General features: G+C 61.7%; 23 protein-coding genes. 10 read left to right on the top strand and 13 right to left on the bottom strand.

Translation table 11 applies throughout. The features are described 5' to 3' along the window. Positions 1–27: 27 nt before the first annotated feature. Positions 28–1,038 carry a zinc-dependent alcohol dehydrogenase family protein gene (locus ACVI9W_RS15800; protein WP_461530474.1) on the bottom strand — a complete coding sequence of 337 codons (1,011 nt, stop codon included), beginning with the start codon at positions 1,036–1,038 and terminating at the stop codon, positions 28–30. 141 nt (positions 1,039–1,179) lie between these two features. Between ACVI9W_RS15800 and ACVI9W_RS15795 the strand changes: the two genes are divergently transcribed. The 3 genes from ACVI9W_RS15795 (at position 1,180) to ACVI9W_RS15785 (ending at position 5,207) form a co-directional block, all read left to right on the top strand. After that, the gene (locus ACVI9W_RS15795) at positions 1,180–1,680 is read left to right on the top strand and encodes a sigma-70 family RNA polymerase sigma factor (RefSeq protein WP_038606675.1); all 501 of its coding nucleotides are present in this window, start codon (positions 1,180–1,182) and stop codon (positions 1,678–1,680) included. Continuing rightward, positions 1,681–2,628, top strand: coding sequence for a FecR domain-containing protein (locus ACVI9W_RS15790; protein ID WP_461530473.1), 948 nt, complete (start codon positions 1,681–1,683; stop codon positions 2,626–2,628). A 104-nt stretch (positions 2,629–2,732) separates the two neighbouring features. Continuing rightward, on the top strand, positions 2,733–5,207 hold the full coding sequence (locus ACVI9W_RS15785) for a TonB-dependent siderophore receptor (RefSeq protein WP_461530472.1): 2,475 nt from the start codon (positions 2,733–2,735) through the stop codon (positions 5,205–5,207). 41 nt (positions 5,208–5,248) lie between these two features. On the opposite strand, the gene ACVI9W_RS15780 is transcribed toward ACVI9W_RS15785, so the two are convergent. The 4 genes from ACVI9W_RS15780 to ACVI9W_RS15765 form a co-directional block, all read right to left on the bottom strand. Then, on the bottom strand, positions 5,249–5,842 hold the full coding sequence (locus ACVI9W_RS15780; protein WP_461530471.1) for an HAD family hydrolase: 594 nt from the start codon (positions 5,840–5,842) through the stop codon (positions 5,249–5,251). Then, positions 5,839–6,708: an acyl-CoA thioesterase II gene (tesB, locus tag ACVI9W_RS15775; RefSeq protein ID WP_038606666.1), complete on the bottom strand. Its 870-nt coding sequence runs from the start codon at positions 6,706–6,708 to the stop codon at positions 5,839–5,841. Before tesB ends, ACVI9W_RS15780 begins: the two co-directional genes overlap by 4 nt. 77 nt (positions 6,709–6,785) lie before the next feature. Next, positions 6,786–7,355: a GNAT family N-acetyltransferase gene (locus ACVI9W_RS15770; protein WP_342624148.1), complete on the bottom strand. Its 570-nt coding sequence runs from the start codon at positions 7,353–7,355 to the stop codon at positions 6,786–6,788. A 138-nt stretch (positions 7,356–7,493) separates the two neighbouring features. After that, positions 7,494–9,479 carry a TonB-dependent receptor gene (locus ACVI9W_RS15765; RefSeq protein WP_461530470.1) on the bottom strand — a complete coding sequence of 662 codons (1,986 nt, stop codon included), beginning with the start codon at positions 9,477–9,479 and terminating at the stop codon, positions 7,494–7,496. Between the two features lie 565 nt (positions 9,480–10,044). Here ACVI9W_RS15765 and pmrG point away from each other — a divergent pair. Then, a complete protein-coding gene (gene pmrG / locus ACVI9W_RS15760) occupies positions 10,045–10,731 on the top strand; it encodes a lipopolysaccharide core heptose(II)-phosphate phosphatase PmrG (RefSeq protein WP_461530469.1) in 687 nt (228 codons plus the stop codon). Between the two features lie 14 nt (positions 10,732–10,745). Here pmrG and ACVI9W_RS15755 read toward each other — a convergent pair whose 3' ends face one another. Next, positions 10,746–11,171 (bottom strand): EamA family transporter, encoded by a 426-nt coding sequence (locus ACVI9W_RS15755; protein ID WP_038606660.1) that lies wholly within the window; start codon positions 11,169–11,171, stop codon positions 10,746–10,748. Between the two features lie 95 nt (positions 11,172–11,266). Between ACVI9W_RS15755 and ACVI9W_RS15750 the strand changes: the two genes are divergently transcribed. Together ACVI9W_RS15750 and ACVI9W_RS15745 are read left to right on the top strand one after the other, a co-directional pair. Further along, positions 11,267–12,181 (top strand): histone deacetylase family protein, encoded by a 915-nt coding sequence (locus tag ACVI9W_RS15750; RefSeq protein WP_038606657.1) that lies wholly within the window; start codon positions 11,267–11,269, stop codon positions 12,179–12,181. 149 nt (positions 12,182–12,330) lie between these two features. After that, the gene (locus ACVI9W_RS15745; RefSeq protein WP_461531836.1) at positions 12,331–13,566 is read left to right on the top strand and encodes a TIGR03862 family flavoprotein; all 1,236 of its coding nucleotides are present in this window, start codon (positions 12,331–12,333) and stop codon (positions 13,564–13,566) included. A gap of 129 nt (positions 13,567–13,695) precedes the next feature. Here the strand turns inward: ACVI9W_RS15745 and ACVI9W_RS15740 are convergent, their stop codons facing one another. Then, a complete protein-coding gene (locus ACVI9W_RS15740) occupies positions 13,696–15,027 on the bottom strand; it encodes a DEAD/DEAH box helicase (protein ID WP_422415192.1) in 1,332 nt (443 codons plus the stop codon). A 75-nt stretch (positions 15,028–15,102) separates the two neighbouring features. Then, positions 15,103–16,035 (bottom strand): drug/metabolite exporter YedA, encoded by a 933-nt coding sequence (yedA, locus tag ACVI9W_RS15735; RefSeq protein WP_461530468.1) that lies wholly within the window; start codon positions 16,033–16,035, stop codon positions 15,103–15,105. A 152-nt stretch (positions 16,036–16,187) separates the two neighbouring features. Here yedA and ACVI9W_RS15730 point away from each other — a divergent pair, with 152 nt between their 5' ends. Next, on the top strand, positions 16,188–16,646 hold the full coding sequence (locus ACVI9W_RS15730) for an Lrp/AsnC family transcriptional regulator (RefSeq protein ID WP_461530467.1): 459 nt from the start codon (positions 16,188–16,190) through the stop codon (positions 16,644–16,646). On the opposite strand, the gene ACVI9W_RS15725 is transcribed toward ACVI9W_RS15730, so the two are convergent. The 3 genes from ACVI9W_RS15725 to ACVI9W_RS15715 form a co-directional block, all read right to left on the bottom strand. Next, positions 16,643–17,245 (bottom strand): 3'-5' exonuclease, encoded by a 603-nt coding sequence (locus ACVI9W_RS15725; protein ID WP_157191058.1) that lies wholly within the window; start codon positions 17,243–17,245, stop codon positions 16,643–16,645. The genes ACVI9W_RS15730 and ACVI9W_RS15725 overlap by 4 nt on opposite strands. 19 nt (positions 17,246–17,264) lie before the next feature. Further along, positions 17,265–17,744: a LabA-like NYN domain-containing protein gene (locus tag ACVI9W_RS15720; protein WP_045182683.1), complete on the bottom strand. Its 480-nt coding sequence runs from the start codon at positions 17,742–17,744 to the stop codon at positions 17,265–17,267. A 102-nt stretch (positions 17,745–17,846) separates the two neighbouring features. Beyond that, positions 17,847–18,587, bottom strand: coding sequence for a DUF2076 domain-containing protein (locus ACVI9W_RS15715; protein WP_461530466.1), 741 nt, complete (start codon positions 18,585–18,587; stop codon positions 17,847–17,849). Positions 18,588–18,742: 155 nt separating this feature from the next. Here ACVI9W_RS15715 and ACVI9W_RS15710 point away from each other — a divergent pair, with 155 nt between their 5' ends. Beyond that, complete coding sequence (locus ACVI9W_RS15710; RefSeq protein WP_461530465.1) at positions 18,743–19,411, top strand: hypothetical protein; 669 nt, start codon at positions 18,743–18,745, stop codon at positions 19,409–19,411. A 20-nt stretch (positions 19,412–19,431) separates the two neighbouring features. On the opposite strand, the gene hrpB is transcribed toward ACVI9W_RS15710, so the two are convergent. Then, positions 19,432–21,957, bottom strand: coding sequence for an ATP-dependent helicase HrpB (gene hrpB / locus ACVI9W_RS15705; RefSeq protein ID WP_461530464.1), 2,526 nt, complete (start codon positions 21,955–21,957; stop codon positions 19,432–19,434). A gap of 118 nt (positions 21,958–22,075) precedes the next feature. Here hrpB and ACVI9W_RS15700 point away from each other — a divergent pair, with 118 nt between their 5' ends. Beyond that, positions 22,076–22,495 carry a hypothetical protein gene (locus tag ACVI9W_RS15700; RefSeq protein WP_038606632.1) on the top strand — a complete coding sequence of 140 codons (420 nt, stop codon included), beginning with the start codon at positions 22,076–22,078 and terminating at the stop codon, positions 22,493–22,495. Positions 22,496–22,520: 25 nt separating this feature from the next. Then, on the top strand, positions 22,521–23,393 hold the full coding sequence (locus ACVI9W_RS15695) for a cation diffusion facilitator family transporter (protein WP_191831452.1): 873 nt from the start codon (positions 22,521–22,523) through the stop codon (positions 23,391–23,393). A 9-nt stretch (positions 23,394–23,402) separates the two neighbouring features. Here the strand turns inward: ACVI9W_RS15695 and ACVI9W_RS15690 are convergent, their stop codons facing one another. Further along, positions 23,403–24,236 (bottom strand): DUF6515 family protein, encoded by an 834-nt coding sequence (locus ACVI9W_RS15690; protein WP_461530463.1) that lies wholly within the window; start codon positions 24,234–24,236, stop codon positions 23,403–23,405. Positions 24,237–24,351: the final 115 nt, after the last annotated feature.

Raw genomic sequence — 24,351 nt, 5'->3', positions numbered from 1 at the left:
GTCGGGCTGCCTCGGAGGCGAGTACGATCAGAATTCCAGGCAGATCTTGCCGAAATGCTGGTTGCTTTCCTGGTAGCGGAACGCATCGACGATCTGTTCCAGAGCGAAGGTTTTGTCGATCACCGGACGCAAACCGTTGGCATCGATTGCCCGCACCATCGCCTGCTGCTGGGCTCGGCTGCCGACCAGTACCCCTTGCAAGCGGATCTGGCGTACCAGTGCCTGCACCAGCGGCAGCTGGCCGGCGACCCCGGTGAGAATTCCGATCAGCGAAATGTGCCCGCCAATCCGCGCGGCGATCATCGATTGCTCAAGGGTCGCCGGGCCGCCCACTTCGATGACGTGATCCACCCCACGATTACCTGTGAGCTGGCGCACCGTTTCGCCCCACGCCGGCGTCTTGCGGTAGTTGATCAGGTAATCGGCGCCCATGGCCTTGAGGCGTTCAAGTTTCTCGTCACTGGACGAGGTGGCAATCACCGTGGCGCCAGCCAGTTTGGCGAATTGCAGGGCGAAGATCGAAACACCGCCAGTGCCCTGCACCAGCACGGTATCGCCCGGCTTGAGTGAATCGTCGGCCATCAGCGCGCGCCAGGCGGTAAGCCCTGCGGTGGTGAGGGTCGCCGCCTCGGCATGGCTGTAGCCTTTGGGGGCATGGGTAAACGATGTAGCACGCGCGGTGACCAGTTCGCGGGCATAGCCATCGATACCGTCTCCTGGCACCGTGGCAAAGCCTTCCACCTGCGCCTGGCCATCGAGCCAGTCGGGGAAGAAGGTGCTGACCACGGCATCGCCCACAGCAAACTCCGTCACGCCGTTACCCACAGCCGTGACCACACCGGCACCGTCAGCCATGGGGATGCGCGACTCGGTCGGCCCCCACATGCCGCTGACCACGGCAAAATCGTGATAGTTGAGCGAGTTGGCGTGCAGACGAACAGTAATCTCGCCAGACTTGGGTGCGGCTGCCTCGCAGGTACCGACTTGAACCTTGTCGTAGCCACCGCCCGCCTGGACATAAATAGCCTTGCTGGTCATGCGAACCTCCTGGTTGGATCGGGTAAATAGCTGATCAGTCTTTGCCTCGACTTGGCAGCGGTCAAGCGCCAGCTCTTGCGAAATATCCAGACAAACAACCATAATGCGAGTAATTATCAATTACTGCGCTAGTTGCCGTTCATGCCCGCTCCCGATCATGCCGCTCTGCACACGCTCTACAGCGAACACCACGGTTGGCTGAAAGGCTGGCTACGCGCCCGCCTGGGCAACGCCAGCGATGCTGCTGACCTGGCCCAGGACACCTTTATCCGGGTACTGACCGCGCGCAATGCCCAGACCATTCGCGAGCCGCGCAGCTATCTGGGTGCCATCGCCAATGCATTGATGATCGACAAATTCCGCCGCAAGGCACTGGAGCAGGCTTATCTTGCCGAGCTGGCAAGCCGCCCGGAACGGATGGCCGATTCACCGGAAAAGCGCTTGCTGATCCTCGAAACTCTGGTGGCTGTCGACACCCTGCTCGACGGATTGGGTGAGCGCACCCGCCGCATCTTCCTCGCGGTGCAACTGGAAGGCCTGAGCTATGTCGCCACTGCTGAGCGCCTGGGGGTTTCGGTCACCACGGTGAAAAAGCACCTGATCCGCGCCATGACCCATTGCCTGCTGCTGACGGACGACTGAATGGCTCAAGCTCTGGATTACCGCACCCTCGAAGCCGCTGCCACCTGGTATGTCCAGCTCAACGCGGCGCAGCCCAGTGACGCCCAGCTGCAAGCCTGGCAGGACTGGCTGGGCAAAAGCCAGGCGCACGCCCTGGCCTGGGCCCGGGTGGAAAAGCTGCAACGCCAATTTGGCAGTCTGCCGGCCGACGTCGCCCTGCCGACCCTGGCTGGCGTCCGCGCGCGCCGTCGTGCAGTGGTAAAGACCCTGGCCATGCTCCTGGCCGTCGGCGCCACCGGCTGGAGCGTGCATGAGAGCACCCCGGCGCTGGCGCTGATGGCCGAACTGCGTACCGCCAAGGGGCAACGGCGCCAGGTCAGGCTCAGCGATGGCAGCCAGCTCGAACTCAATTCCGACAGCGCCGTGGATATTCACTTTGATGGCCAGCAGCGCCAGTTACGCCTGCACCGCGGCGAGATCATGGTGCAGACCGCCAGTGACCCCGCCGCCCGCCCCTTCGAGGTGCAGACCGCCGAGGGCCGCGTACGTGCCCTGGGTACGCGCTTCAGTGTGCGCAGCGACGACGGCCAGAGCCGGGTCAGCGTGTTGCAGCACGCGGTGGAGATCCGTCCTGTGGATAACCCGCTGCTGATGCTGCGCCTGGACGCCGGGCAATCGGTCAGCTTCGACCAGCGGCAGATCGGCAGCGCCCATAGCGCTGCACCCGGCACCGGTGCCTGGACCCAAGGAATGCTGACGGTGATCGAATGGCGCCTGGCCGACTTTGTCAGCGAGCTGCGCCGCTATCGCCCGGGCATGCTGCGCTGCGCCGAAGGCATTGCCGATTTGCGTCTGTCCGGCGCCTTTCGCATCGACGATACCGACACCATTCTGGAAAACCTCAGCGCCTCGTTACCGGTCAAGGTGCGCTACCTGACCCGCTATTGGGTCAGCATCGAAGCGGTCTGAATAATTTCAATAAAAGGGTTGCCGATTTTCATTCTCATTCGGCTACGCAGTTAAAGCAGCAAATTCAGCTGCACCTCTGCCCAGCCAATCGAAGGAAAACCTGCATGACCCGCATTTGCCCCCGGGCACCCCGCCCTCTGGTTCGCGCCGTTCACCTGGCGTTGTTCGGCCTGACCCTGGCGCCACTGCCGATGCTGGCATTGCTGCCGGCGCAGGCCATGGCACAGAGCGCCAGCAAAAATTTCCAGATCGCTCCGGGGGCACTGGGCACCAACCTCAGCCTGTTCGCTACTCGCGCCAACATCACCCTGTCGTTCGATGCCCGTGAAACCCAGGGAAAACAATCAGCTGGGCTGCAGGGCGACTATTCGGTTGAGGAAGGCCTGGCGCGCCTGCTGCAGGGCAGCGGCCTGCAGGCCCAGCGCCAGAGCAACGGCGGCTATGTACTGGTCCCGGCCGGCAACGGTGACGCCCTGGAGCTGGGGGCGACCAGCATCAACGGCCAGCTCCTCGGCGAAACCACGGAAAACACCGGCTCCTACACCACCGCCGCCTCCCGGACCGCAACCAAGCTGCCGTTGTCGATTCGCGAAACGCCGCAATCGATCACTGTGGTCACTCGCCAGTTGATGGATGACCAGGGCGCCCAGAGCATCTCCGATGTGTTGCGCAATACCCCCGGTGTATCGGCGCAGACCTACGACAGCGACCGTACCGAATTCACCAGTCGCGGCCTGGTGATCACCAACTACCAGTACGATGGTGTGAACACCATTTATGACGGTGTTTATGACGAGGGCACTGCCCATGTCGACATGGCCATCTACGACCGAGTCGAAGTACTCAAGGGTGCGACCGGCCTGATGACCGGCTCCGGCGATCCTTCCGCCACCGTTAACCTGATCCGCAAGAAGCCCACCGCGCAGTTCCAGGCATCGCTCACTGGCAGTGCCGGCAGTTGGGACAACTATCGCGGCGAAGGCGATGTTTCCGGACCGCTTAACAGCAGCGGCACCCTGCGCGGCCGTTTTGTCGGCGCACAACAGGACAAGAAGGGTTATCAGGATCACTACCAGCAGAAGAAAGAGGTGTACTACGGCATTCTCGAAGCCGACATCACTCCCGATACCCTGCTGACAGTCGGCATCGACCAGCAGAACACCACCCCGCGCGGTACCTCCTGGACCGGCAACCCGGTGTATTTTACCGACGGCGGCCGTACGGATTTCTCCCGTTCGTTCAACCCGGGCGCCGACTGGAGCCGTCGCGACTTCCAGAACCGCACCTACTTCGCCTCCCTGGAACAGGCACTGGCCAACGACTGGTCACTCAAGTTCAGCGTCAACCAGTTGCAAAGCGATCACGACACCCGCCTGGCGTCGGCCAGTGGCGGCTCGCCGGACCGCGACGGCAACGGCATGTTCTTCTTCTGGGGGCGCTGGGAAGGTCATCGGGTACAGAACTCTGCTGACCTGAACCTCTCCGGACCTTTCACCCTGTTCGGTCGCCAGCATGATCTGGTCGTCGGTTATAACACTGCCCACTCACGCCAGACCGGCAGCACCTGGGACACCAGTGAATTCGCCATGGTGCCGGGCAGCATTTTCGACTGGGACGGCCACATCGGCGTGCCGGACTTCCCGAAAAACGGCAAGTATGAGCAGAAGAAAAGCCAGAACGGCGCCTACATCGCCACCCGCCTGCGCCCCACCGATGAGCTGTCGGTGATCCTCGGTACCCGTGTCAGCACCTTCAAGTACCACGATAACTACGACTACGATGGTCTGAACCCGACTGTCTTCGCCGACAACTCTGCGAGCTACAAACAGCATGGCGTGGTCACGCCCTATGCCGGCGTGGTGTATGACCTGAACGACACCTACTCGGTGTACACCAGCTACACCTCGATCTACCAGCCGCAGAGCAACAAGGACGCCAGCGGCGTCACGCTCGACCCGGTTGAAGGCGACAGCTACGAAGCCGGTCTGAAAGCGGCTTACTTCGACGGCCGGCTCAATGCCAGCCTGGCCTTCTTCCGTATCGAGCAGGACAACGTCGCCGAGTCGATCGGCTCCAACCCGCTCACCAACGAAGGCATCTACAAAGCCACAAGCGGCGCAACCACCAAAGGCCTGGAACTGGAAGTTGCCGGTGAGCTGATGGAAGGCTGGAACCTCTCGGCCGGCTACACCTATGCCCGCTCCCGCGATGCCGACGAACAACACATCTACGGCTTCCCGATGAGCACCAGCAAGCCTGAGCACCTGGTGCGTGTGTTCACCACTTACCGCCTACCAGGCATGCTGGACAAGGTCACCGTCGGTGGTGGAGTGAACTGGCAGAGCGCGTTTTACGGCAAGATCTACAGCGGTGCGGTGAACGACTACACCTACATCAAGCAAGGCGGTTATACCCTGGTCGACCTGATGAGCCGCTACCAATATGACGAGCACCTGAGCTTCACGGTCAACGCCAACAACGTGTTCGACAAACGCTACCTGAGCGGGCTGGGCAACTTCGACACCACCTACTATGGTGAGCCGCGCAATGTGATGCTGACCACGCGTTGGGACTTCTGAGTGTTCATCGCGGGGCAATCCGACTTGCCCCGCGAAAGATTTCAACCTTGCAGCAACGCCTGCAACGCCCGGCAATCCGCCGCATGCCAGTCAGCCAATTCTGGCCATGGATTGTCGGGCAAGTTGACCAGGACGGTCCGGGCCCCCGCCGCACGACCGCAATCGAGGTCAAAACGGTAATCACCGACCATGACCATCTCGGCCGGCGCCACATCCCAGGCCTCGGCCAGCTTCAACAAGCCACCGGGGTGTGGCTTGGGTGGCGCTTCATCACGTCCCAGCACGTACGGCTCGGCAAAGCAGTCGGCCAGGCCGATGGCTTGCAGCGTGACATGCGCCAGTTCCCGCGCGTTGCGGGTGAGGATGCCCAACTGGCAGCCGCGCCCGGCAAGCTCACGCACCAGCTCCACGGCACCGACTGCAGCCTGCGAGCCGATCGCCAGATCACGTTCATGCTCCAGCAACCAGGCATGCTTGGCCGCCGCTTCGGCAGCAGGCAACGCCGCCAGATGGGTAAGGATGTCGTCCGCCGGCGGAATTTCCAGGGCCTCGCGAATGGCCGCGAAGTCATGCACCGCGACGGTCAGGGTGCCGTCCATGTCGAACACCCAGTGACGGATATCCTTGAGGCTCATGCCCAGTCCTTGCGCTGACGGATCAGGCCTTCCTGGCAGGACGAAGCCACCAGTTGCCCCGCCTGGTTGAAGATGTTGCCGCGGGAAAAGCCGCGGGCATTACCCGCCCAGGAGCTGTCCATGGCATACAGCAGCCATTCGTCAGCGCGCAGGTTGCCGTGGAACCACAGCGCATGATCGAGGCTGGCGACCTGCATGTCCTTCTGCCACACCGATTTGCCATGCGGCAGCAACGAGGTGGTCAGCAAGCCGAAGTCCGAAGCATAGGCGAGCATGTATTTATGCAGCGCAGGCACATCTGGCAGGTTACCGTCAGCCCGGAACCAGATGTACTTCACTGGCTCGCCCGGCTTGGGATTGAACGGGTCTTCTGCGGTGACTGGGCGCATTTCGATCGGCTTGGCGCACAGCATCTTGTCGCGGATTGCCTCTGGTAGACGGTCGGCCATGCGTTGGGCCAGCTCCACTTCCGAAGGCAGGTTTTCCGGACCTACCACCGCAGGCATCTGCGTCTGGTGGGCGAAACCCTCTTCGTCATACTGGAACGACGCGCTGCAGGTAAAGATCGGCTGGCCCTTCTGGATCGCCGTCACCCGCCGGGTACTGAAACTGCCGCCATCGCGCACCCGGTCAACCGAGTAGACCACCGGCATCGTCGCATCACCCGGACGCAGGAAATAGCCGTGCAACGAATGCACATGGCGTGCTTCTTCGACCGTCTGGCTGGCGGCCGACAACGACTGCCCCAGCACCTGTCCACCGTACAGCTGGCGAAAACCCAGATCCTGACTGCGTCCGCGGAACAGGTTTTCCTCAATGGCTTCCAGACTCAGCAAGTCGACCAGATCGTCCAACACGTGGCTCATTCAAGATTCTCCAAAGCAATGCGCAACTGCGACAAATGATACAGGGTTTGTCATAGCTCACCTGTATGTTGTGCAATTCAGCCACGCAGGGTCTGTTGCCACTGGGCCCGGTTGATGCGGTACAGCACATGGGCACGCAAGGGATGATCCTCGGGCAGTTTCGGGTGCAGAAAACTGCCGGTCAGGTCCTGTTGCATGCCAATGGCCTGCATGACCTTCTGCGACGGTAAATTGCTTTCAGAAGTGAACGACACCACCTGCTCCAGGCCCAATTGGGCAAAGGCGCAACGCAGGCTGGTCCAGGCCGCTTCGCTGGCGAAACCCAGGCCCCAATGGCGACGGGCCAGGCGCCAGCCGATCTCCACGGCTGGCGCAAAATCGGCGTCGAAGCTGACATTGAGCAAACCGGTCATGCCGATGAAGGCACCGGAATCCTTGCGTTCCAACGCCCACAAACCAAAACCGTACTCATTGAAATGGCCACGGATACGGCCGATCAGTGCGGCGCTTTCAAGGCGCGTCAGCGGGGCGGGAAAATAACGCATGACCTGAGGGTCGGCGCACAGGGCGGCGAACTCGTTGAGGTCGTCATCCTGCCATTGGCGCAGCACCAGTCGTGCGCTTTCCAACTCGAGTATGGGGGTCATCGCCTGCTCCTGAACACATCACCTGCAGTTTACAGCGTAGGCAGACGCAGGAAAGCTGGCGATCAGGGGTCAGGAAAAATCACAGTCTCGACAGCGCCGGCCAGGCCATCACTGTCGAGACATTCAGGGCGGGAGCAATCAGAACGTGAAGCTTGCAGTCAGCTCCGCCGAGCGGCCCGGTGCCACGGTGGCGAACAGGCCAACATGGGACGCATCGTAGATGGTTTCGTCGGTCAGGTTGAGGACGTTGAGTTGCAGGTCCAGGTTCTTGCTGACCTTGTAGCCAACCATCGCGTCGTAGCGCCAGTAGTCATCCACGGTAATGGTGTTGGCGTCGTTCATGTAGCGATCATCCATGTAGTTGGCCCCGCCACCGACTCTCCAGCGCTCGGTAATGTCGTAGGAACTCCACAGGCTGAAACTGTTGGGTGCAATGAACTTGGACTGATTGCCATCGTTGCTGCGGTCACCTCCGGACTTCACCACCTCGGCGTCCAGGTAGGTGTAACCGGCCCAGATGGCCCAGGCGTCGGTGATTCGTCCGGTGGCCTGCAGCTCGAAGCCGGTAACTTTCTGATCGCCATCAAGGGCCACCAGGCCGGTGATCGGATCGGTTACACGGGCGTTGGTTTTTTCCGTGCGGAAAACCGCGGCGGTCAGCGACAGCTGCTCGTTGAGCACATCCCACTTGGTACCCAGCTCCACACTACGGGCTTTTTCCGGGTCCAGGTTGGCCTTGTTGCCGTTCAGGTTACCGGCACCCGCACCATCAGCACCGCCGGACTGGGTGTTTTCCCCCGAGGGGTTGGACGACGTGCCGTAGGACAGGTAGATGCTGCCGTTGGGCATGGGCTTGAAGACTACACCGACCTGGTAGTTCCACAGCTCGCTGGACGACTCGGCACCACCGGCAACGCGGTTTTTCACGTCGTAGTCGTCATAACGCAGGCCCAGGTTCAGGTCCCATTGTTCGTGCAGCCCCAAGGTGTCGAAGGCGTACAGCGATTTGACCTCGGTCTGGTACTTGCTGGTGACCTGGCCAGTACCTGGCAACAGCGTCCAGCCACCGTCATGGGGGTTGGGGTTTTCCAGGTCGGCAGGACGACCGTTATTACCTTTGTGCTTATCCTTGTCGGTGATGGTTTCGCGGCTGAGTTCCAGGCCGGTGGCATAAGTATGTTTGATGTTGCCGGTGTGGAAAGTACCAAACAGGTCGGTCTGGTTGATCAACGTCGTGTTGACCACATTGCGTGGCCGGAAACCGCGCCCGACCAGTCCGCTTTCTTCTTGTCCGACATTGGCAAACACCGGACGGCTCATGACGTAGTTCTGCATGCTACGACCACCACGCAAGGTGTTTCGTACTTTCAGCTCTTCGGAAAAGTCGTGCTCGAGAATCAACGTTGCCAGATCGGCAGAAGTTTTGCGGAAGTCGCGATCGACCAGACCGTAGAAGTTGTCACGATCAACGTCGGCCGGCTTGTTGGTAATCAGCGAAATCGGATGCCCCTGATCAGGAATGTCATCGGTTTCAAGGTGGTAGTAACTGGCGGTGACACGGGTCGGCCCCTGCAGGCCCCAGGTGATGGTCGGGGCGATACCCCAGCGCTTGACCTCGACATCGTCACGACCGGGGGTATCGGCTTCGTGCTTCATCGCATTCAGGCGCAAGGCCAGGTCCTGCTCTGGCAGGTACTGGTTGACGTCAATGGTACTGCGCCACAGCTGGTCAGTACCCATGGTGACGGTGCCGGCGATGGAGTCATCCATCTTTGCCGCCTTGCTCACCAGGTTGATCGTGCCGCCGGTCGAACCCCGACCGCTATAGGAAGAGCCCGGACCTTTGACGATTTCCACCGATTCGACGTTGAACGCCTCATGGGACATGCGCCCCAGGTCACGCACGCCATCAATCTGGATGTCTGTACTGGCTTCGAAGCCACGAATGAACGGGCGATCGCCCAGCGGAGTGCCGCCTTCGCCTGCGCCCAGAGTAATGCCCGGGGTGGTGCGCAGCACGTCAGTCAACGAGGTTGCGCCACGCTCTTTGATCAAGGCTTCATTAATGATGGTGATCGACTTGGGCGTTTCAAGAAGGGGCGCGGTGAACTTTGGCGATGACATTTCATCGACTTTGAATGTTTCGTGTGGCTTCCCGGTGATATCGGTTGCATCCAGCTCCACCGCTGTTGCCGGCTGCGCAACGGTGGTAGCGGAGGTTTCAGCCAGACTGACGGAAGACCAGGAAGCCACTGCCAAGCCAAGTGCAGTGTAAAGATGACCTGATTCTGAACGACGTGTTATTTCAGCCTTGTGTGCCATTAGTATTGCCACCATCAGAAAATGATGCGCAATGCTATTTACGAGTAATTATCAGATGAAGCGAATTTACATTATTTACGCAGAGTAACAATTCGTTTCAAAGATAAAAATTAGTTACATATATTTAGTTACACATGTGAAGTTACAACTTGCACTTCGACAGTGCCATCCACTTCAACTTGCACGCTATGACAAACATCGAAACGCTTTGTTCAATTGCGCCGTTTATCGCCCTCGTCCCATAAAGATTTTTTTCACATCCACTTCACCTGCCCTCCACGGAGTCTCGCCTACAGTGCGGCCACGTTCGTGGTACCTGCCCCAACCGGCTGCCACCCGATCCGATTGCGCGTTATGGAGTTGCAGCATGTTGCCTGGTACCACTCGAAACACCGCCCTTTCAGCGCTCAAGCGCCGACGACTACCCGCCATCAGAACGATGCTCATCGGCCTGTGCGTCATGCTTGCATTGGCCACTCTGACCACATGGGCAGCAACGAGAACTCGAATTGTGGACTTGGGCAGTGACAATCAAATGCACAGCAGCGGTGTTTACAGTGAATGGTCCAAGGGCGCGGTGATCGTACTGATCCGTCATGCAGAGCGCTGTGATCGCTCAAGCAACGCTTGTCTTGGCGACCCGACCGGGATCACTGTGGCCGGCAGCCAGGCCGCCACGGACGTTGGCCATGGTTTGCAGCACTTGGGCCTGGATAGCGCCGAGGTGCTCAGCAGCCCGCAGGTCAGGACCCGCCAGACCGCGCACTTCATCTTCGGTAAAGCCATCAGCAGCGAAGAATGGGTGCAACAGTGTGACCAGGACTTCGCCAAGACCGCCCTGGCGCACAAGGCGCCGAAGCACAACCTGGTGCTGGTGACCCACAGCGGCTGCATTGACCATATGGAGCGTCAGTTGAAGGTGCCCGGCGGTCAGCGCTCCAGCGACTATGCCAGTGCATTGTTCGTCTCGGTCTCCGCCAACGGCAAAGCAAGAATTCTCGGCCAGATGAACGCCAGCGAATGGCAAAAAATTCTTAACAGTACACGGACCTGAGCATGCGGGCCGGCTCAACGCCATGCCAGCATCACTACGCCCAGAGTGACCAGGCTGATACCTGCCCACTGACGCAGATCGAGCTTCTCGCCGAGCAGGGTCACCCCCAGCACGGCGACCAGCACCACGCTGAGTTTATCCACAGGGGCCACCTGAGACGCCTGGCCCAATTGCAGTGCGCGGAAGTAGCAGATCCAGGAAGCCCCGGTGGCCAGCCCGGACAGCACCAGAAACAGATAGCTGCGCGGCGAAATCGAAGCCAGTGACTGGTACTGCCCGGTGGCGTAGAGAATCAGCGCCAGGCTGATCAGGACCACCACGGTACGCAGCAAGGTGGCGAAGTCGGAATTGATACCGCTGATGCCGACTTTGGCAAAGATCGCAGTCAGCGCTGCGAAGATAGCCGAGAGAACAGCCCAGAACGTCCAGGAAGCCAGCATGTATGCGCCTTTTTAATGAGTCGTGCCTCCTACAAAGTAGCGCAACGGCAAGCGCAACTGGCAAGATCGAGCCCTGACTTGCTCAAGAATCTGCCATGCCCCTGCCGCTGATCTACCACGACGACTACAGCCCGGCGTTTCCCGCCGAGCACCGCTTTCCGATGGACAAGTTCCGCCTGCTGCGCGATCACCTGGTCGACAGTGGACTGACCACCGACCAGGACTTGCTGCGCCCGCAGATCTGCCCCAACGATATCCTCGCCCTGGCCCATGACCGCGATTACATCGAACGCTACATGAATGGCGAGTTGTCACGCGAAGACCAGCGCCGCCTCGGCCTGCCCTGGAGCGAGGCCCTGGCCCGACGCACGGTAAGAGCGGTCGGCGGCTCGCTGCTGGCCGCCGAACAGGCGCTGGAACATGGCATCGCCTGCCATCTAGCGGGCGGCACCCACCATGCCCATTACGACCACCCTGCCGGCTTTTGCATCTTCAACGACCTGGCGGTGATCAGCCACTACCTGCTGGAAGCCGGACGGGTGCACAAGGTGCTGATCTTCGACTGCGACGTGCACCAGGGCGATGGCACCGCGCGGATTCTCCACAACACCCCCGACGCCATCACCGTGTCCTTGCACTGCGAGCAGAACTTCCCGGCACGCAAGGCCCAGAGCGACTGGGATATCCCCTTGCCCCGCGGCATGGGCGATCAGGCCTATCTGAAAGTGGTAGAGGACGCCCTCAACTACCTGTTGCCGATGTACCGTCCGGACCTGGTGCTGTATGACGCTGGCGTCGATGTGCACAAGGACGATGCCCTGGGGTATCTGCAACTGACCGATGAAGGCGTCGCAGCCCGTGATGAGCATGTCCTGCGCCAGTGTCTGGGCCGCGACATCCCGGTAGTCGGGGTGATCGGTGGCGGCTACAGCAAGGACCGCCAGGCCCTGGCACGCCGCCATGGCATCCTCCATCACAGCGCCAAGCGGGTACTGGGTTACTCACAATGACTGTGGAACCGCCTGTGGATAACCTGCGTGAAAGCCACTGCAGCCCTTTGTCCGTATGGGTTTGAAGCGGCTGTACATTTTTTGATCAGTGTTTCCGCCTGCCGCGCTGAGGTAGAATGCCGGTTCTTTTTCCCAGCTTGCAGCCGACCATGACCGACACCCGCGCCCCCCACCGCCCACACGTTGTCATTATCGGAGGCGGGCCGGCCGGGTTGATGGCCGCCGAAGTGCTCGGCCAGGCCGGAGTCGCGGTGGATCTGTACGACGCCATGCCTTCGGTGGGACGCAAATTCCTTCTGGCCGGGGTCGGTGGCATGAACATCACCCATTCCGACCCCTACCCGGCGTTCATTTCCCGTTATGCCGAGCGCAGCGCTGAAATCGCCGGATTGCTCGAAGGCTTCGACGCCGACGCCCTGCGCCAGTGGATTCACGATCTGGGCATCGAAACCTTTGTCGGCAGCTCTGGCCGGGTCTTTCCCCGCGACATGAAAGCCGCCCCGCTGCTACGCGCCTGGCTCAAGCGCCTGCGCGATACCGGGGTAGTTATCCACACCCGTCACCGCTGGCTTGGCTGGAATGCCGATGGCAGCTTGCGAGTGGCTTATCCACAGGGCGAACTGGCGCTCAAGCCTGCTGCCACCCTGCTGGCCTTGGGCGGCGGCAGCTGGGCACGCCTGGGCTCTGATGCAGCCTGGTTGCCCTGGCTTGTGGATAAAGACGTACAGGTCGCGCCGTTGCAGGCCGCCAACAGCGGATTCGAGGTGCATGCCTGGAGCGATCTGCTCAAGGACAAATTCGCTGGCGCACCGCTGAAAAACATCGCCCTGAGCCTTGCAGGTCAGGCGCCGCGTCTGGGTGAGTGCATTGTCACTGCGCAAGGGCTGGAGGGCAGCCTGGTGTATGCCTGGTCGGCGCAGATCCGTGAAGCGATCAACCGTGCAGGCAGCACCACGGTGTTGCTCGACCTGATGCCCAATCGCACTTTGGATAACATTCAGAAGGCTTTGGCCAGGCCACGTGGCTCACGTTCGATGGCCAAGCACCTGCACAGCCAGTTGGGCCTGGACGGGGTCAAGGCGGCGTTGCTGCGCGAGCTGACCGATGCGCAGACCTTTGCCGACCCGGCGTTGCTGGCCCAGGCAATCAAGGCCCTGCCGATTGTGCTGGTGCGCCCTCGCCCGCTGGATGAAGCGATCAGCAGCGCCGGTGGGGTTGTGTTTGAGGCGATGGATCAGCGTTTGATGCTCAAGGCGCTGCCGGGGGTGTTTTGTGCCGGCGAGATGCTCGACTGGGAGGCGCCGACCGGGGGGTATCTGTTGACGGCGTGTTTTGCCAGTGGGCGCAAAGCAGGGCTTGGGGTTCTCGACTGGCTGAAAAACTGAGGGAAGGCTGCGCCTTCCATCGCCGGCAAGGCCAGCTCCCACAGAAGCCTGGCCAGGCAAGAGTCCTAATGGACCATGGATGTAGGAGCTGGCCTTGCCAGCGATGGGCCGCAACGCGGCCCCAAGGGCTCAAGGTTTACGCTTACGCGGCCCGGTATTGAACGTCGGCACCTTGCGCACCGGTTTGGCCGCAGGCGCTGCTGCCGGCGTATCGCCACTATCCATCCAACGACCCAATGTACGCTTGCCGCTACTTTCCTTGGGCTTCTTCGGTTTCTTCGGCTTCTTCAGCACCTGCCCGCTGGCATCGGTCATCGGCACCTTGTGATCAGGAATGAAATCCGGTTCTTCATGGCGCGGCAGGGTCTTGCGGGTCAGGGTTTCAATAGCCGATAGCAGCTGCACCTCATCGGCGCACACCAGCGAGATCGCCTCGCCGCTGTTGCCTTTACGACCGGTGCGGCCAATACGGTGGATATAGTCTTCAGCCACGATCGGCAGGTCGAAGTTGACCACCAGCGGCAGGTCGTCAATGTCCAGGCCGCGCGCCGCCACGTCGGTGGCTACGAGGATCTGGATCTCGCGCGCCTTGAAACTGTCCAGGGCACGCTGGCGGGTCGCCTGGGGTTTGTCGCCATGGATGCCATCGGCGTTCACGCCCTGACCACGCAGACGCTCGACCAGTTGATCGACACCGTTGCGCGTCTTGGCGAACACCAGCACCTGCTTCCAGCGCTGCTTGCGCATCAGGTGGCTGAACAGCTCCGGCTTGCGCTTCTTGTCCACCGGGACGATCCACTGCTTGACCGTGCTGGCGGTGACGTTGCGCGGGCTGACTTCGATGCTCAACGGATCATTCAGGGTCTGCGCGGCCAGTTGGCGGATTTCGTCGGAAAAGGTCGCCGAGAACAGCAAGGTCTGCCGCCGTACCGGCAAGGCGGCATACACCGCACGCAGCTCTTCGGCAAAACCCAGGTCGAGCATGCGGTCAGCTTCGTCGAGGACCAACGCCTGAAGCTGATTGAACTTCACCGCGTTCTGACGGAACAGATCGAGCAAGCGCCCAGGTGTTGCCACCAGCAGGTCGATGCCCTTGCGCAGTTTCATCATCTGCGGGTTGATGCTGACGCCACCGTATACCGCGTAAGTGCTCAGCGGCAGGTGTTCGGCGTATTCGCGGATGTTGCTGTGCACCTGTTCGGCCAGCTCGCGGGTCGGAACCAGCACCAGCGCGCGCACCGAGTTGCTGGCAACCTTGGCGCCTTCCAGGGTCAGGCGCTGCAACAGCGGCAGGGCGAAGCCTGCGGTCTTGCCGGTACCGGTCTGGGCTGCGGCCATCAGGTCGCGCCCGGCCAGCACGGCAGGGATGGCCTGGGCCTGGACCGGCGTCGGGGTGTTGTAGTCCAGGCGCTCAAGCGCGCGCAGCAAGGGTTCAATCAGGCCGAGTTTGGCGAATGTCATGGCAGTACCGTCAGGGGAATTCAGCAATGGCGGCAGTTTACCTTGTTCCGCCAGCACCTTCCTGACAAACCGCTGTTACTTGCACAGCTCGCCTTCTACCTGCGCTTGTGGCTTGACCTGCTCGACTGTCGGCTTGCGCCACTGCGGCAGACCGATCAACACCACCGCACCGATGATGACCGCCATGGCCACGCATTCCTCGAAACCGATCTGCTCGCCGGCAAACAGGATGCCGAGCAGCACCGCTACCGCCGGGTTGACGTAGGCGTAGCTGGTGGCCGCCGCCGGGCGCACATGCTTGAGCAGGTACATGTAGGCGCTGAAGGCCAGAATCGAGCCGAAGAACACCAGATAAGCCAGCGCGCCCCAACCCGCGGCTGTGGGCATCTGGGTCATGCGCTCGCCACTCAGGGCGCTGCCCAGCAGCAACGCGGCACCACCCACGAGCATCTCGGCGGCGCTGGCCATCGGCCCCTGAGGCAATGGCAGGCTTTTGCTCCAGACCGAGCCGAACGCCCACGATGCGGCGGCGAACAGGATCAACGCGGCACCCATAGGACTGGCCTGCAGGTTGGAACCCAGGTTAAGCATGGCAATACCGACCAGGCCGAGGACGATCCCGGCCCATTCCAGGCGGGTGTTGCGATGCCCCCAGAACAAGCCGAATACCAGAGTGAACAACGGCACCGTGGCCACCGCCAATGCCGCCACCCCGGAGGCTACGCCAGCGTGTTCGGCCAGCGTCACGCCCCCGTTGCCACAGCTGAGCAACAGCACGCCAATCGCGCCTGCTGCGCGCCATTGCGGCCAGGTCGGCGCCGGCACACCGCGCCAGCGCAGGAAGCCGTACAGCAAAGTCCCGGCAATCACAAAGCGCACGCCCGCCATCAGCAGCGGCGGCCAGGATTCGACACCGATACGAATGACCAGGTAAGTCGAGCCCCACACCAGGTACAAGGCGAGGAAGGCGCCGATCAAAACCAATGGAAAGCGACGAGAGGCAGACATGGGGGGCTCGAATTCTGATTGTCGGGGGATTAGTTTAGAAAGGCACGCGTGCAAACATAAGTTACAAAACCTGTTTAAACAAACCGTACACTTTCGAAAGCACGGTTATTCAGGCAATCAACCTTTGATTCGAAACACGCCCCGAGAAGACCATGGACAAGTACGATCGAATGCTCCTCAGCGCCTTGCTGGAAAACGGCCGCGCCTCGTTTGCAGAGCTCGCCCGCAAGGTTAACTTGTCTGCCCCAGCGGTCGCTGAACGGGTCGCCAAGCTTGAAGCCAGCGGCGTGATCACCGGCTATCAGGCCAAGGTCGATCTGGAAAAGATCGGCTTGCCGATCCAGTGCGTGATTGAACTGCGCCTGGCCAGCCACGGTAATCAGCAGACTTATGAAGAGCTCACGCAGATTCCGCAATTGACCGAATGCCACCGGGTCACCGGTGATCCTTGCGTGATCATGCACGCAGCCGTGGGCTCGATGCATGAGCTGGAGGCGCTGATCAATCGCGTCGCCCAGTTCGGTTTCAGCAAAACCTCGATCATTCTCTCCAGCGCGGTGGAGCGGCGCTTGCCGCTGGGCCACCTCGAGCACAACGGCAAGAAACCCTAGCGGTAGGTCTTCAGCGCCTCGGCGATCTTCGCCGCCGGGACTTTCTGCAAGCTGCAGAACAACTGGTGGGACACCGCGCTGACGCCTTGCTCACGCAGCTGCCCGGCCAGGTGCTGGGCCAGGTTGGCGGCCATTTCCGCATCGGCCATGGCCCGGTGAGCGGTGCCGGTGTCAGGCAAGCCGGCCCAACGGGTCAAGGTGCCGAGCTTGTGGTTCGGTGCCGCCGGCATCAGGCGCCGGGCCAGGAGCATCGAACAGGCGAAGCGCTGGCTACGGCTGCGTCCGATCTGCGCCAGTTCATAGTCCCAGAACTTCTGGTCGAACGAAGCGTTGTGCGCCAGCATCGGCGTGTCACCGACAAACTCGGCGACCTCGTTCATCACCCGTGCAACAGGCGGCGCACTGCGTAGCATGGCCGTGGTGATGCCGGTCAGCCCGGCAACGAAAGCCGGCACCGGCACACCTGCGTTCATCAGGCTCTGGTAGCGTTCGACAATACGCCCCCGTTCGAGCATGACCACCGCCACTTCAGTGGCCCGGCAATTGGCACCGGGCGAAATCCCGGTGGTTTCGAAGTCGATGACAGCAATACGTTCCAAAACAAAACCTCAGTAAAACCTAGTGCCTGAGCAGCAGGCCGCCCTCGATGGGCACATAGCGGCTGGCCGCGCGAATCAGCGAGTTGGCGGTAAGCCCCGGAACGCCATAAGCGACGGCTTCAATACCGTGACGGCTGATGACCCGCTCCAGCAGCAGATCGAAATCACCGTCGCCGGAAGCCAGCACCACTTCATCGACCCGCGCTGCGGCGTCGATCACGTCCAGGGTGATACCCACATCCCAATCGCCCTTGGCCGAGCCATCGCTGCGCTGAATGTAGGGTTTGAGTTTGACGGTGAAACCGAGGTTGCGCAGGATCTGCTGAAACTGCTGCTGTTTGCTGTCGCCGCGGTCGATGGCATAAGCAACCGCCTCGACGATCTGACCGTGCTGGCTGATATCGGCCCACAGCGCCGCGTAATTGAAATGACAGCCATAGGCCTGGCGCACGGTGTAGTAGAGGTTCTGCACATCGGCGAATACCGCGATCTTCTTCACCGTTCTTCCTCATGGCGCCGTGGCGCGGTTACCGGCCGCCGCACACCGGGGCCGTTTCGGCGCCCAGTATGCCAGCCTGGAGGCTGGTGCGGGTATGCGCGCTCAGACGAAGCTGTCGTCGCCGTCGAAGAATCCGCCGTCGTCGCTGCCGTAGTCGCTGTCCATGAAGCCGCCCTGATCGTTGCCGTAGTCGCTGTTGTCGGCGGTCAGACGCTGCTCGTCATTACTTCCCCAGCCGCCGCTGTCGCTGGCGGGTGCGGGCTCTTCCTTGATCACCTCAACCACTTCTTCGGGTTGTGAGTGCTGGTTGAACAGGCTGCTGATGCCCTGCGCCAGCATGACCCCGCCCGCCACACCGGCAGCGGTCTGCAAGGCGCCGCCGAGAAAGCTGCTGGCGCCACCACGGGCAGGCGCCTGAGCGGGCGCTGCGTTGAAACCTTGCGGCGCGGCAGCGCCGGGCTGATTGAACGAGCGCGACGGTTCACGCCAGCCGCCACCAGCCGGAGCACTGACCGGTGCTTGTGACTGCGGCAGAGGATCACGGGTACCGCTACCGAAGATACTCGAAAGAAAGCCCCCGCTGTTGCTCGGCGTAGTAGCTGCCACTTGTGCCTTGGCCTGTTTCAGCTCGGCCTGCAGCTGCTTGTTCTGCTCGTCCAGGCGTTTGAGCGCAGCTTCCTGAACCAGGATCGCCTGTGCCATGTAGTAGGGCGCCGCCGGTTGCTGCTGCAGGTGCTCGGCAATGCGCGCCTGAGCCAGGGCATCACGGGGGACGGCCGGGTCTTCGGCTTGCCTGAGTCGACCGAACAGGCCATCGATCAGGGTTTGTTCTTCACTGTTCATGGGCAACCTCACACAAGAGCCGGGGGAATTCAGGTTCACTGAAAATGGGGTGCCAGGGCTGTGGATTCAACACAAGGCGCGATGAAACTTTCTTCAGGTTGGGGGCGGGCTGGGCTAAAGTTACGCCCTGCTTTTTTCAACTACGATATCGACCGATGAATCCGCTCAGCGTTCTGCGTGACTCCCTGTACTTCTTCCGCCGCCACCTGCTGAGCATCGCCCAGCTCTGTTTGCCGCTGGTGGTGCTCGAAGCACTCTGCACCCAATTGCTCTACCAACAGCTGGGCAAGGACGCGTCACAGGCCTATGGCATGCTTGTCAGTCTGTTGTTCTACCCACTGTACAGTGCCGCGCTGATTCTCTACCTCGATACCCGCAGCAACGGCTACACCCCGCTCAAGCGCAACCTGCTGGCCATGGCCCTGCGCCTGTGGCCGTCGTTCGCCTTGATGGTGATGCTCAGCTCGCTGCTGATCATGGCCGGCGCCGCACTGTTCATCCTTCCGGGGATCTGGGTGATGATCAACCTGGTGTTTGCCGAGTACCTGCTGGTACTGCGCGGCCTGCCGCCGCTGGCCGCCATGCGCGAAAGCTTCCAGATGACCACGGGCAACTTCTGGCGAATCCTCACCTGCATCCTCGGTGTAATGGCCCCTTTGTGGCTGATCGATGGCCTGAGCCAGATGCTGATCCCCGAGCCTTCGCCCCTGGCGCAGCTGGCCCTCGACAGCGCCAATGGCTTCTTGCAGCTGTTCAGTACGGTGGTGATGTTCCGTCTGTACATGCTGGTCAGTGAAGCGGTCGTGGAGCCGCCAGCACCCTGAGCGGTTTCAGCGCCGGATGGCTACTTGCGCGGCTTGGCCCGCGCCGTAGCCTCGGCGATCAATGGGTCGTCCGGCCAGTAGTGTTTCGGGTAGCGGCCCTTGAGATCCTTCTTCACCTCGGCATAGGTACTGCGCCAGAAGTTGGCCAGATCCTGGGTCACCTGCACCGGGCGCCGTGCAGGCGAAAGCAGGTGCAGCAGGACTTGCTGGCGCCCCTGGGCAATGCGCGGAGTTTCAGCCAGGCCGAACAGCTCCTGCAGGCGCACGGCGAGGATCGGCGGCGTTTCGCTGTAGTCCAGGCGGATGTTCGACCCCGAAGGCACGCTCAGGTGCATCGGCGCCCATTCGTCCAGACGCTGCGGCAGCGGCCATGGCAGCAGATTGCGCAGCATCGACGACAGGTCGAGCTGGGCAATATGGCTCAGGCGGGTAACTTTGCCCAGATAGGGTTGCAGCCAGTCCGGCAGGCTTGCCAGCAGAGCCTCGTCGCTTAGATCAGGCCATTCGCTTGCACCGTTGGCGGCCAGATCAAGCTGGCGCAGCAGGGCAACCCGCGCTTGCCACTGACGCAGTTCGGGCGTCCATGACAGCAGTTCCAGGCCCTTGCGTCGTACCAACTCGAGCAACGCCCGCGCGCGGGCATCTGCATCCAGACCGGTCAACGGCTCGCGACTGAGCACCAGCTCGCCGACCTTGCGCTGGCGCTCGGCGCGCAATACGTTTTCACGCTCGTCCCAGTCGAGGATGTCGACGCTACGCACCTGCTCGGCCAGTACCCCGTCAAACAAGGCCGGATCGAACTCAGCAGCCCGATAGATGCGCTCTTCACGCTGCCCCTGGCGGCTGCCAAGATCGGCAATCACCAGCCACGGACACTTCATCAGTGCATCGGGCTCGCCAAACAACGCCGCACGGCCGTTGGCCAGGCGGTACTCGGCGCCACCGGCGCGGCGCTGCTGAGCAACCCGGTCCGGATAAGCCAGCGCCAACAATGCACCCAGCCAGCGGGAATGCTCAGGGTCGTCAACCGCAGAACGCGCTTTGCCACGCAGATAACCACGATACTGCCGGGCCAGTTGCCGGGCACGCTGCACCCCACCCTGCCCGCCTCTGCTCGCGCGGGTATCACCGCTGAGCAAGGCCAGGCGGCTGTGCAGATCGGCGCCAGCGCCGCGCAGAATATCGCGCTCGCCGAGCAGCGCAGCGACGTCACAGGCCATGGCTGCCAGCCCCAGGTCCTGACCACGCAACAACAGATGGGCGATGCGCGGGTGTGCGGGTAACTCGGCCATGGCCTGGCCGTGCTCATTCAAGCTGTCCCGACTGTCAGCCTTGAATGCCCCCAGGCGCTGCAACAGATCCAGGGCCTGTGCATAAGCAGCCGCAGGAGGTTGATCAAGCCAGCGCAATTGATCCGGGGTGACACCCCAGCGCGCCAGCTGCAAGGCCAGCCCGGCGAGGTCGGCCTGAAGAATTTCGGCGCTGCCGTAAGCGGCCAGCTGCTCATGCTGGGCCTCGGACCACAGTCGATAACACACCCCCGGCTCAAGGCGACCGGCACGACCGGCACGCTGGGTGGCACTGGCCCGGGAGATACGCTGGGTATCGAGGCGGGTCATGCCGCTGCCCGGGTCGAAGCGCGGCACACGCGCCAGACCAGCATCGATCACCACGCGCACGCCATCAATGGTCAGGCTGGTCTCGGCAATGTTGGTCGCCAGCACCACCTTGCGTTTACCGGGCGGCGCAGCATCAATGGCCGCGCGCTGGGCATTGAGCTCCAGTTCGCCGTGCAATGGGCACAACAGAATGTCCTGACGCTCACCCAGTGCCTCCTGCAACGATTGGTGCACCCGGCGGATTTCGGCCTGGCCGGGCAGAAACACCAGCAGACTGCCCGACTCGTCGGCAATGGCCTGCAATACGCAATCGACCACCCGTGGCTCGATGTACTCGCCCGGCTGGAACGGCCTGCCCCAGCGTATTTCGACCGGGTACATGCGCCCTTCACTGCTGATCACCGGCGCGTCATCGAGCAGGCTCGACAGGCGCTCGCCTTCCAGGGTTGCCGACATCAGCAGAATCTTCAACGGCGGCTCATCACGCAGCAGCTCACGGCCATTGAGGCTCAGGGCCAGGGCCAGGTCCGCGTCGAGGCTACGTTCGTGGAATTCGTCGAAAATCAGCAACCCGACGCCCTCCAGCGCCGGATCGGCCTGCAGACGGCGGGTGAGGATGCCTTCGGTGACCACTTCAATCCGGGTTTCGGGACCAACTTTGCTGTCCAGCCGAATTCGGTAGCCGACCGTTTGCCCGACCTGCTCACCCAACTCGCTGGCCAGTCGTTCGGCCGCCGCGCGGGCGGCAAGCCGGCGTGGCTCAAGCATGAGAATGCTCTGCCCTGCCAGCCACGGCTCATTGAGCAGTGCCAATGGCACACGGGTGGTCTTGCCGGCGCCGGGCGGCGCTTCCAGTACCGCTTCATGGCGCAAGCTCAAGGCTTCACGCAAGGCTGGCAGTACGGCATCGATCGGTAACGAAATCATGGTGGCCCTCAAACAATTCGCCCAGTATAACGGCGAACCGAGCCTGCTCTATCATGGTCTTAGCTGTAGATACCGGGTCTTTGCCTGTATCTTTGTGGCCCTCATTCCGGAGATTTCCATGCGTATTCCCTCCCGCGTCATCGGCGGCGTCCTGATAGCATCCTTGCTGACCCAACTGACGGCCTGCGGCACCATCTTCTACCCAGACCGGCGCGGCCAGATCGAAGGCAAGATCGACCCTGTGGTGGCGGCAATGGACGCCATTGGCATCCTGTTCTACGTGCTCCCCGGGCTGATCGCTTTTGGCGTCGACTTCGCCACCGGTGCCATCTATATGCCAGGAGGGCGAAACGCGCAGATCGCACCGGAAAAACTCAACCAGGCCATCAGCGCTGATGGCAAGGTCGACAACAGCAAGCTGCAGGCCATCCTCGAAAGCGAGCTGGGCCTGCGCTTGCCGCTCAACGACCCGCGCCTGATCCAGCACAAGGGCAGTGTCGAGCAACTGGCGATGTACGGCCTCAAGCCCGCCGCTTGAGCAACGCACAGGAAGCCCCGGCAGCATGACCTCTTCGGCTGAACATCAACGTCTGCTGCGCCTGGCCACCCGTGCTTCGCTGGCGGTGGCCAGCATCCTGATCCTGACCAAGGCGGTGGCCTGGTGGCTCAGCGGCTCGGTAAGCCTGTTGGCCGGGCTGACTGACTCGGCGCTCGACGGCGTGGCCTCATTGCTCAACCTGCTGGCGGTGCACTACGCCTTGCGCCCGGCCGATGACGACCACCGTTACGGCCACGGCAAGGCCGAAGCCATGGCCGGCATGGCTCAGGCGTTGTTCATCGCGGTGAGTGCCGTGCTGATCGGCGTACAGGCCGTGGAACGCCTGCAAAATCCCCAACCGCTGGGCGACACCGCTATCGGCATCGCGGTGATGCTGCTATCACTGGCGCTGACGGTGGCCTTGTTGACGCTGCAGGCCCGGGTGATACGCATCACCGGCTCCACCGCGGTGCGTGCCGACTCGCTGCATTACCGCTCCGACCTGTTGCTCAATGGCAGCATCCTGGTTGCCCTGGTCCTGGCACGCCTGGGCTGGCCGCAACTGGACGCCTTCTTCGGTCTGGGCATTGCCCTGTACATACTCTGGAGCGCGCTGCAGATCGCCCGGGAAAGTACATCGATCCTGATGGACGAGGAACTACCCGGCGATATCAGCGAACAGATGCTGGCCCTGGCCTGCAGCGTGCCTGGCGTGCACGGTGCGCATGATTTGCGCACGCGTGTTTCCGGTAGTCACTGGTTTGTCCAGGTGCACCTGGAGTTGCCGGGCAACATGCCGTTAACCGATGCCCATGCGCTGTGCGATCAAGCGGCAGCAGCCATTCACGGCAAGTACCCAAAAGCGGAAGTATTGGTACATGCCGATCCAGTGGGCTGAGCCGGCGTATCAGTTAACGCTGTAGCCCCGCCCGCTCAAGCAAGCCCTCAGTGCTTGCCGGTAGCTGTCCGTCACTTGTAACGCCGGAGCATAAGTCGCCTTGGCCGGATCGAAGCCGCTTTGCTGCACCGCCCAGCGGTGGCACTCGTAGCGATCCCGGTCAGCCTGTTCCGGACTTTGCCCGGAAACCGGATTGGCAACGACGTCGTAGTCATTTTCCATTGGCTGAGGCTCTGTGCTGGCCACCGGCGGATTGACCACAACGTACTCGTTGCTGTCTTGCAGGTACTGGTAGTAGGTACCTGCCACAAGGAAATACAGCGAATCGGCGACCCATACTTCGCGAGCGTAATCCGGCAAGTAGCCGACCCGCATACCATAATGAGGCGCTACCACCACATAGCGGGGCCCTTGCGGACGGTACCAGTACCCACCGGAATAAAAGTAATCGCCACCACGGTAAGGCACACGCCAGTACTGGTCAGGAAACTGCTCAACCACCTGACCGGGTCGATAACGCGGCCCGCTGCCCCAGCCGTTGCCATGACCATCAGGCCGTCCCGGCCAGTTATCCTCCTGCGGTCGCTGTTGCGGCCCGCCCGCCTGGTAGTAGCGGTTGCCATTGTTGTGCCGAGGAATGTCCTGGTAGTACCCGGTTCGCGGTGGTTGGGTCTGGCGCACCTCGTCCGGGCGCGACTGCAGCGGCGACGTCCCTTGAGACTGCTCGGCGCCTTGTCCGCCATACCCGTCACCCGATCCACCCTGCCCCTCGGCCAATGCCTGCAGGTTGATAGTGATGCACAACAAACCTGCACCGGCCAGACACCAGCTACGCGACTTCATGTTGTTCCTCTCGGACCGTTGAGATGGGCCTGTGGATAAGACTGGAAAAACCACGACGGGTTTAACCAACAATTTATCAGGCTGTCCGCAACGAGGTATCGGCACCAGGATGAAA

The organism is Pseudomonas sp. 210_17 TE3656 (assembly GCF_054821965.1).
Note: the sequence above shows the minus strand (reverse complement) of the source record. Positions and strands in the feature narration are given on the sequence as shown.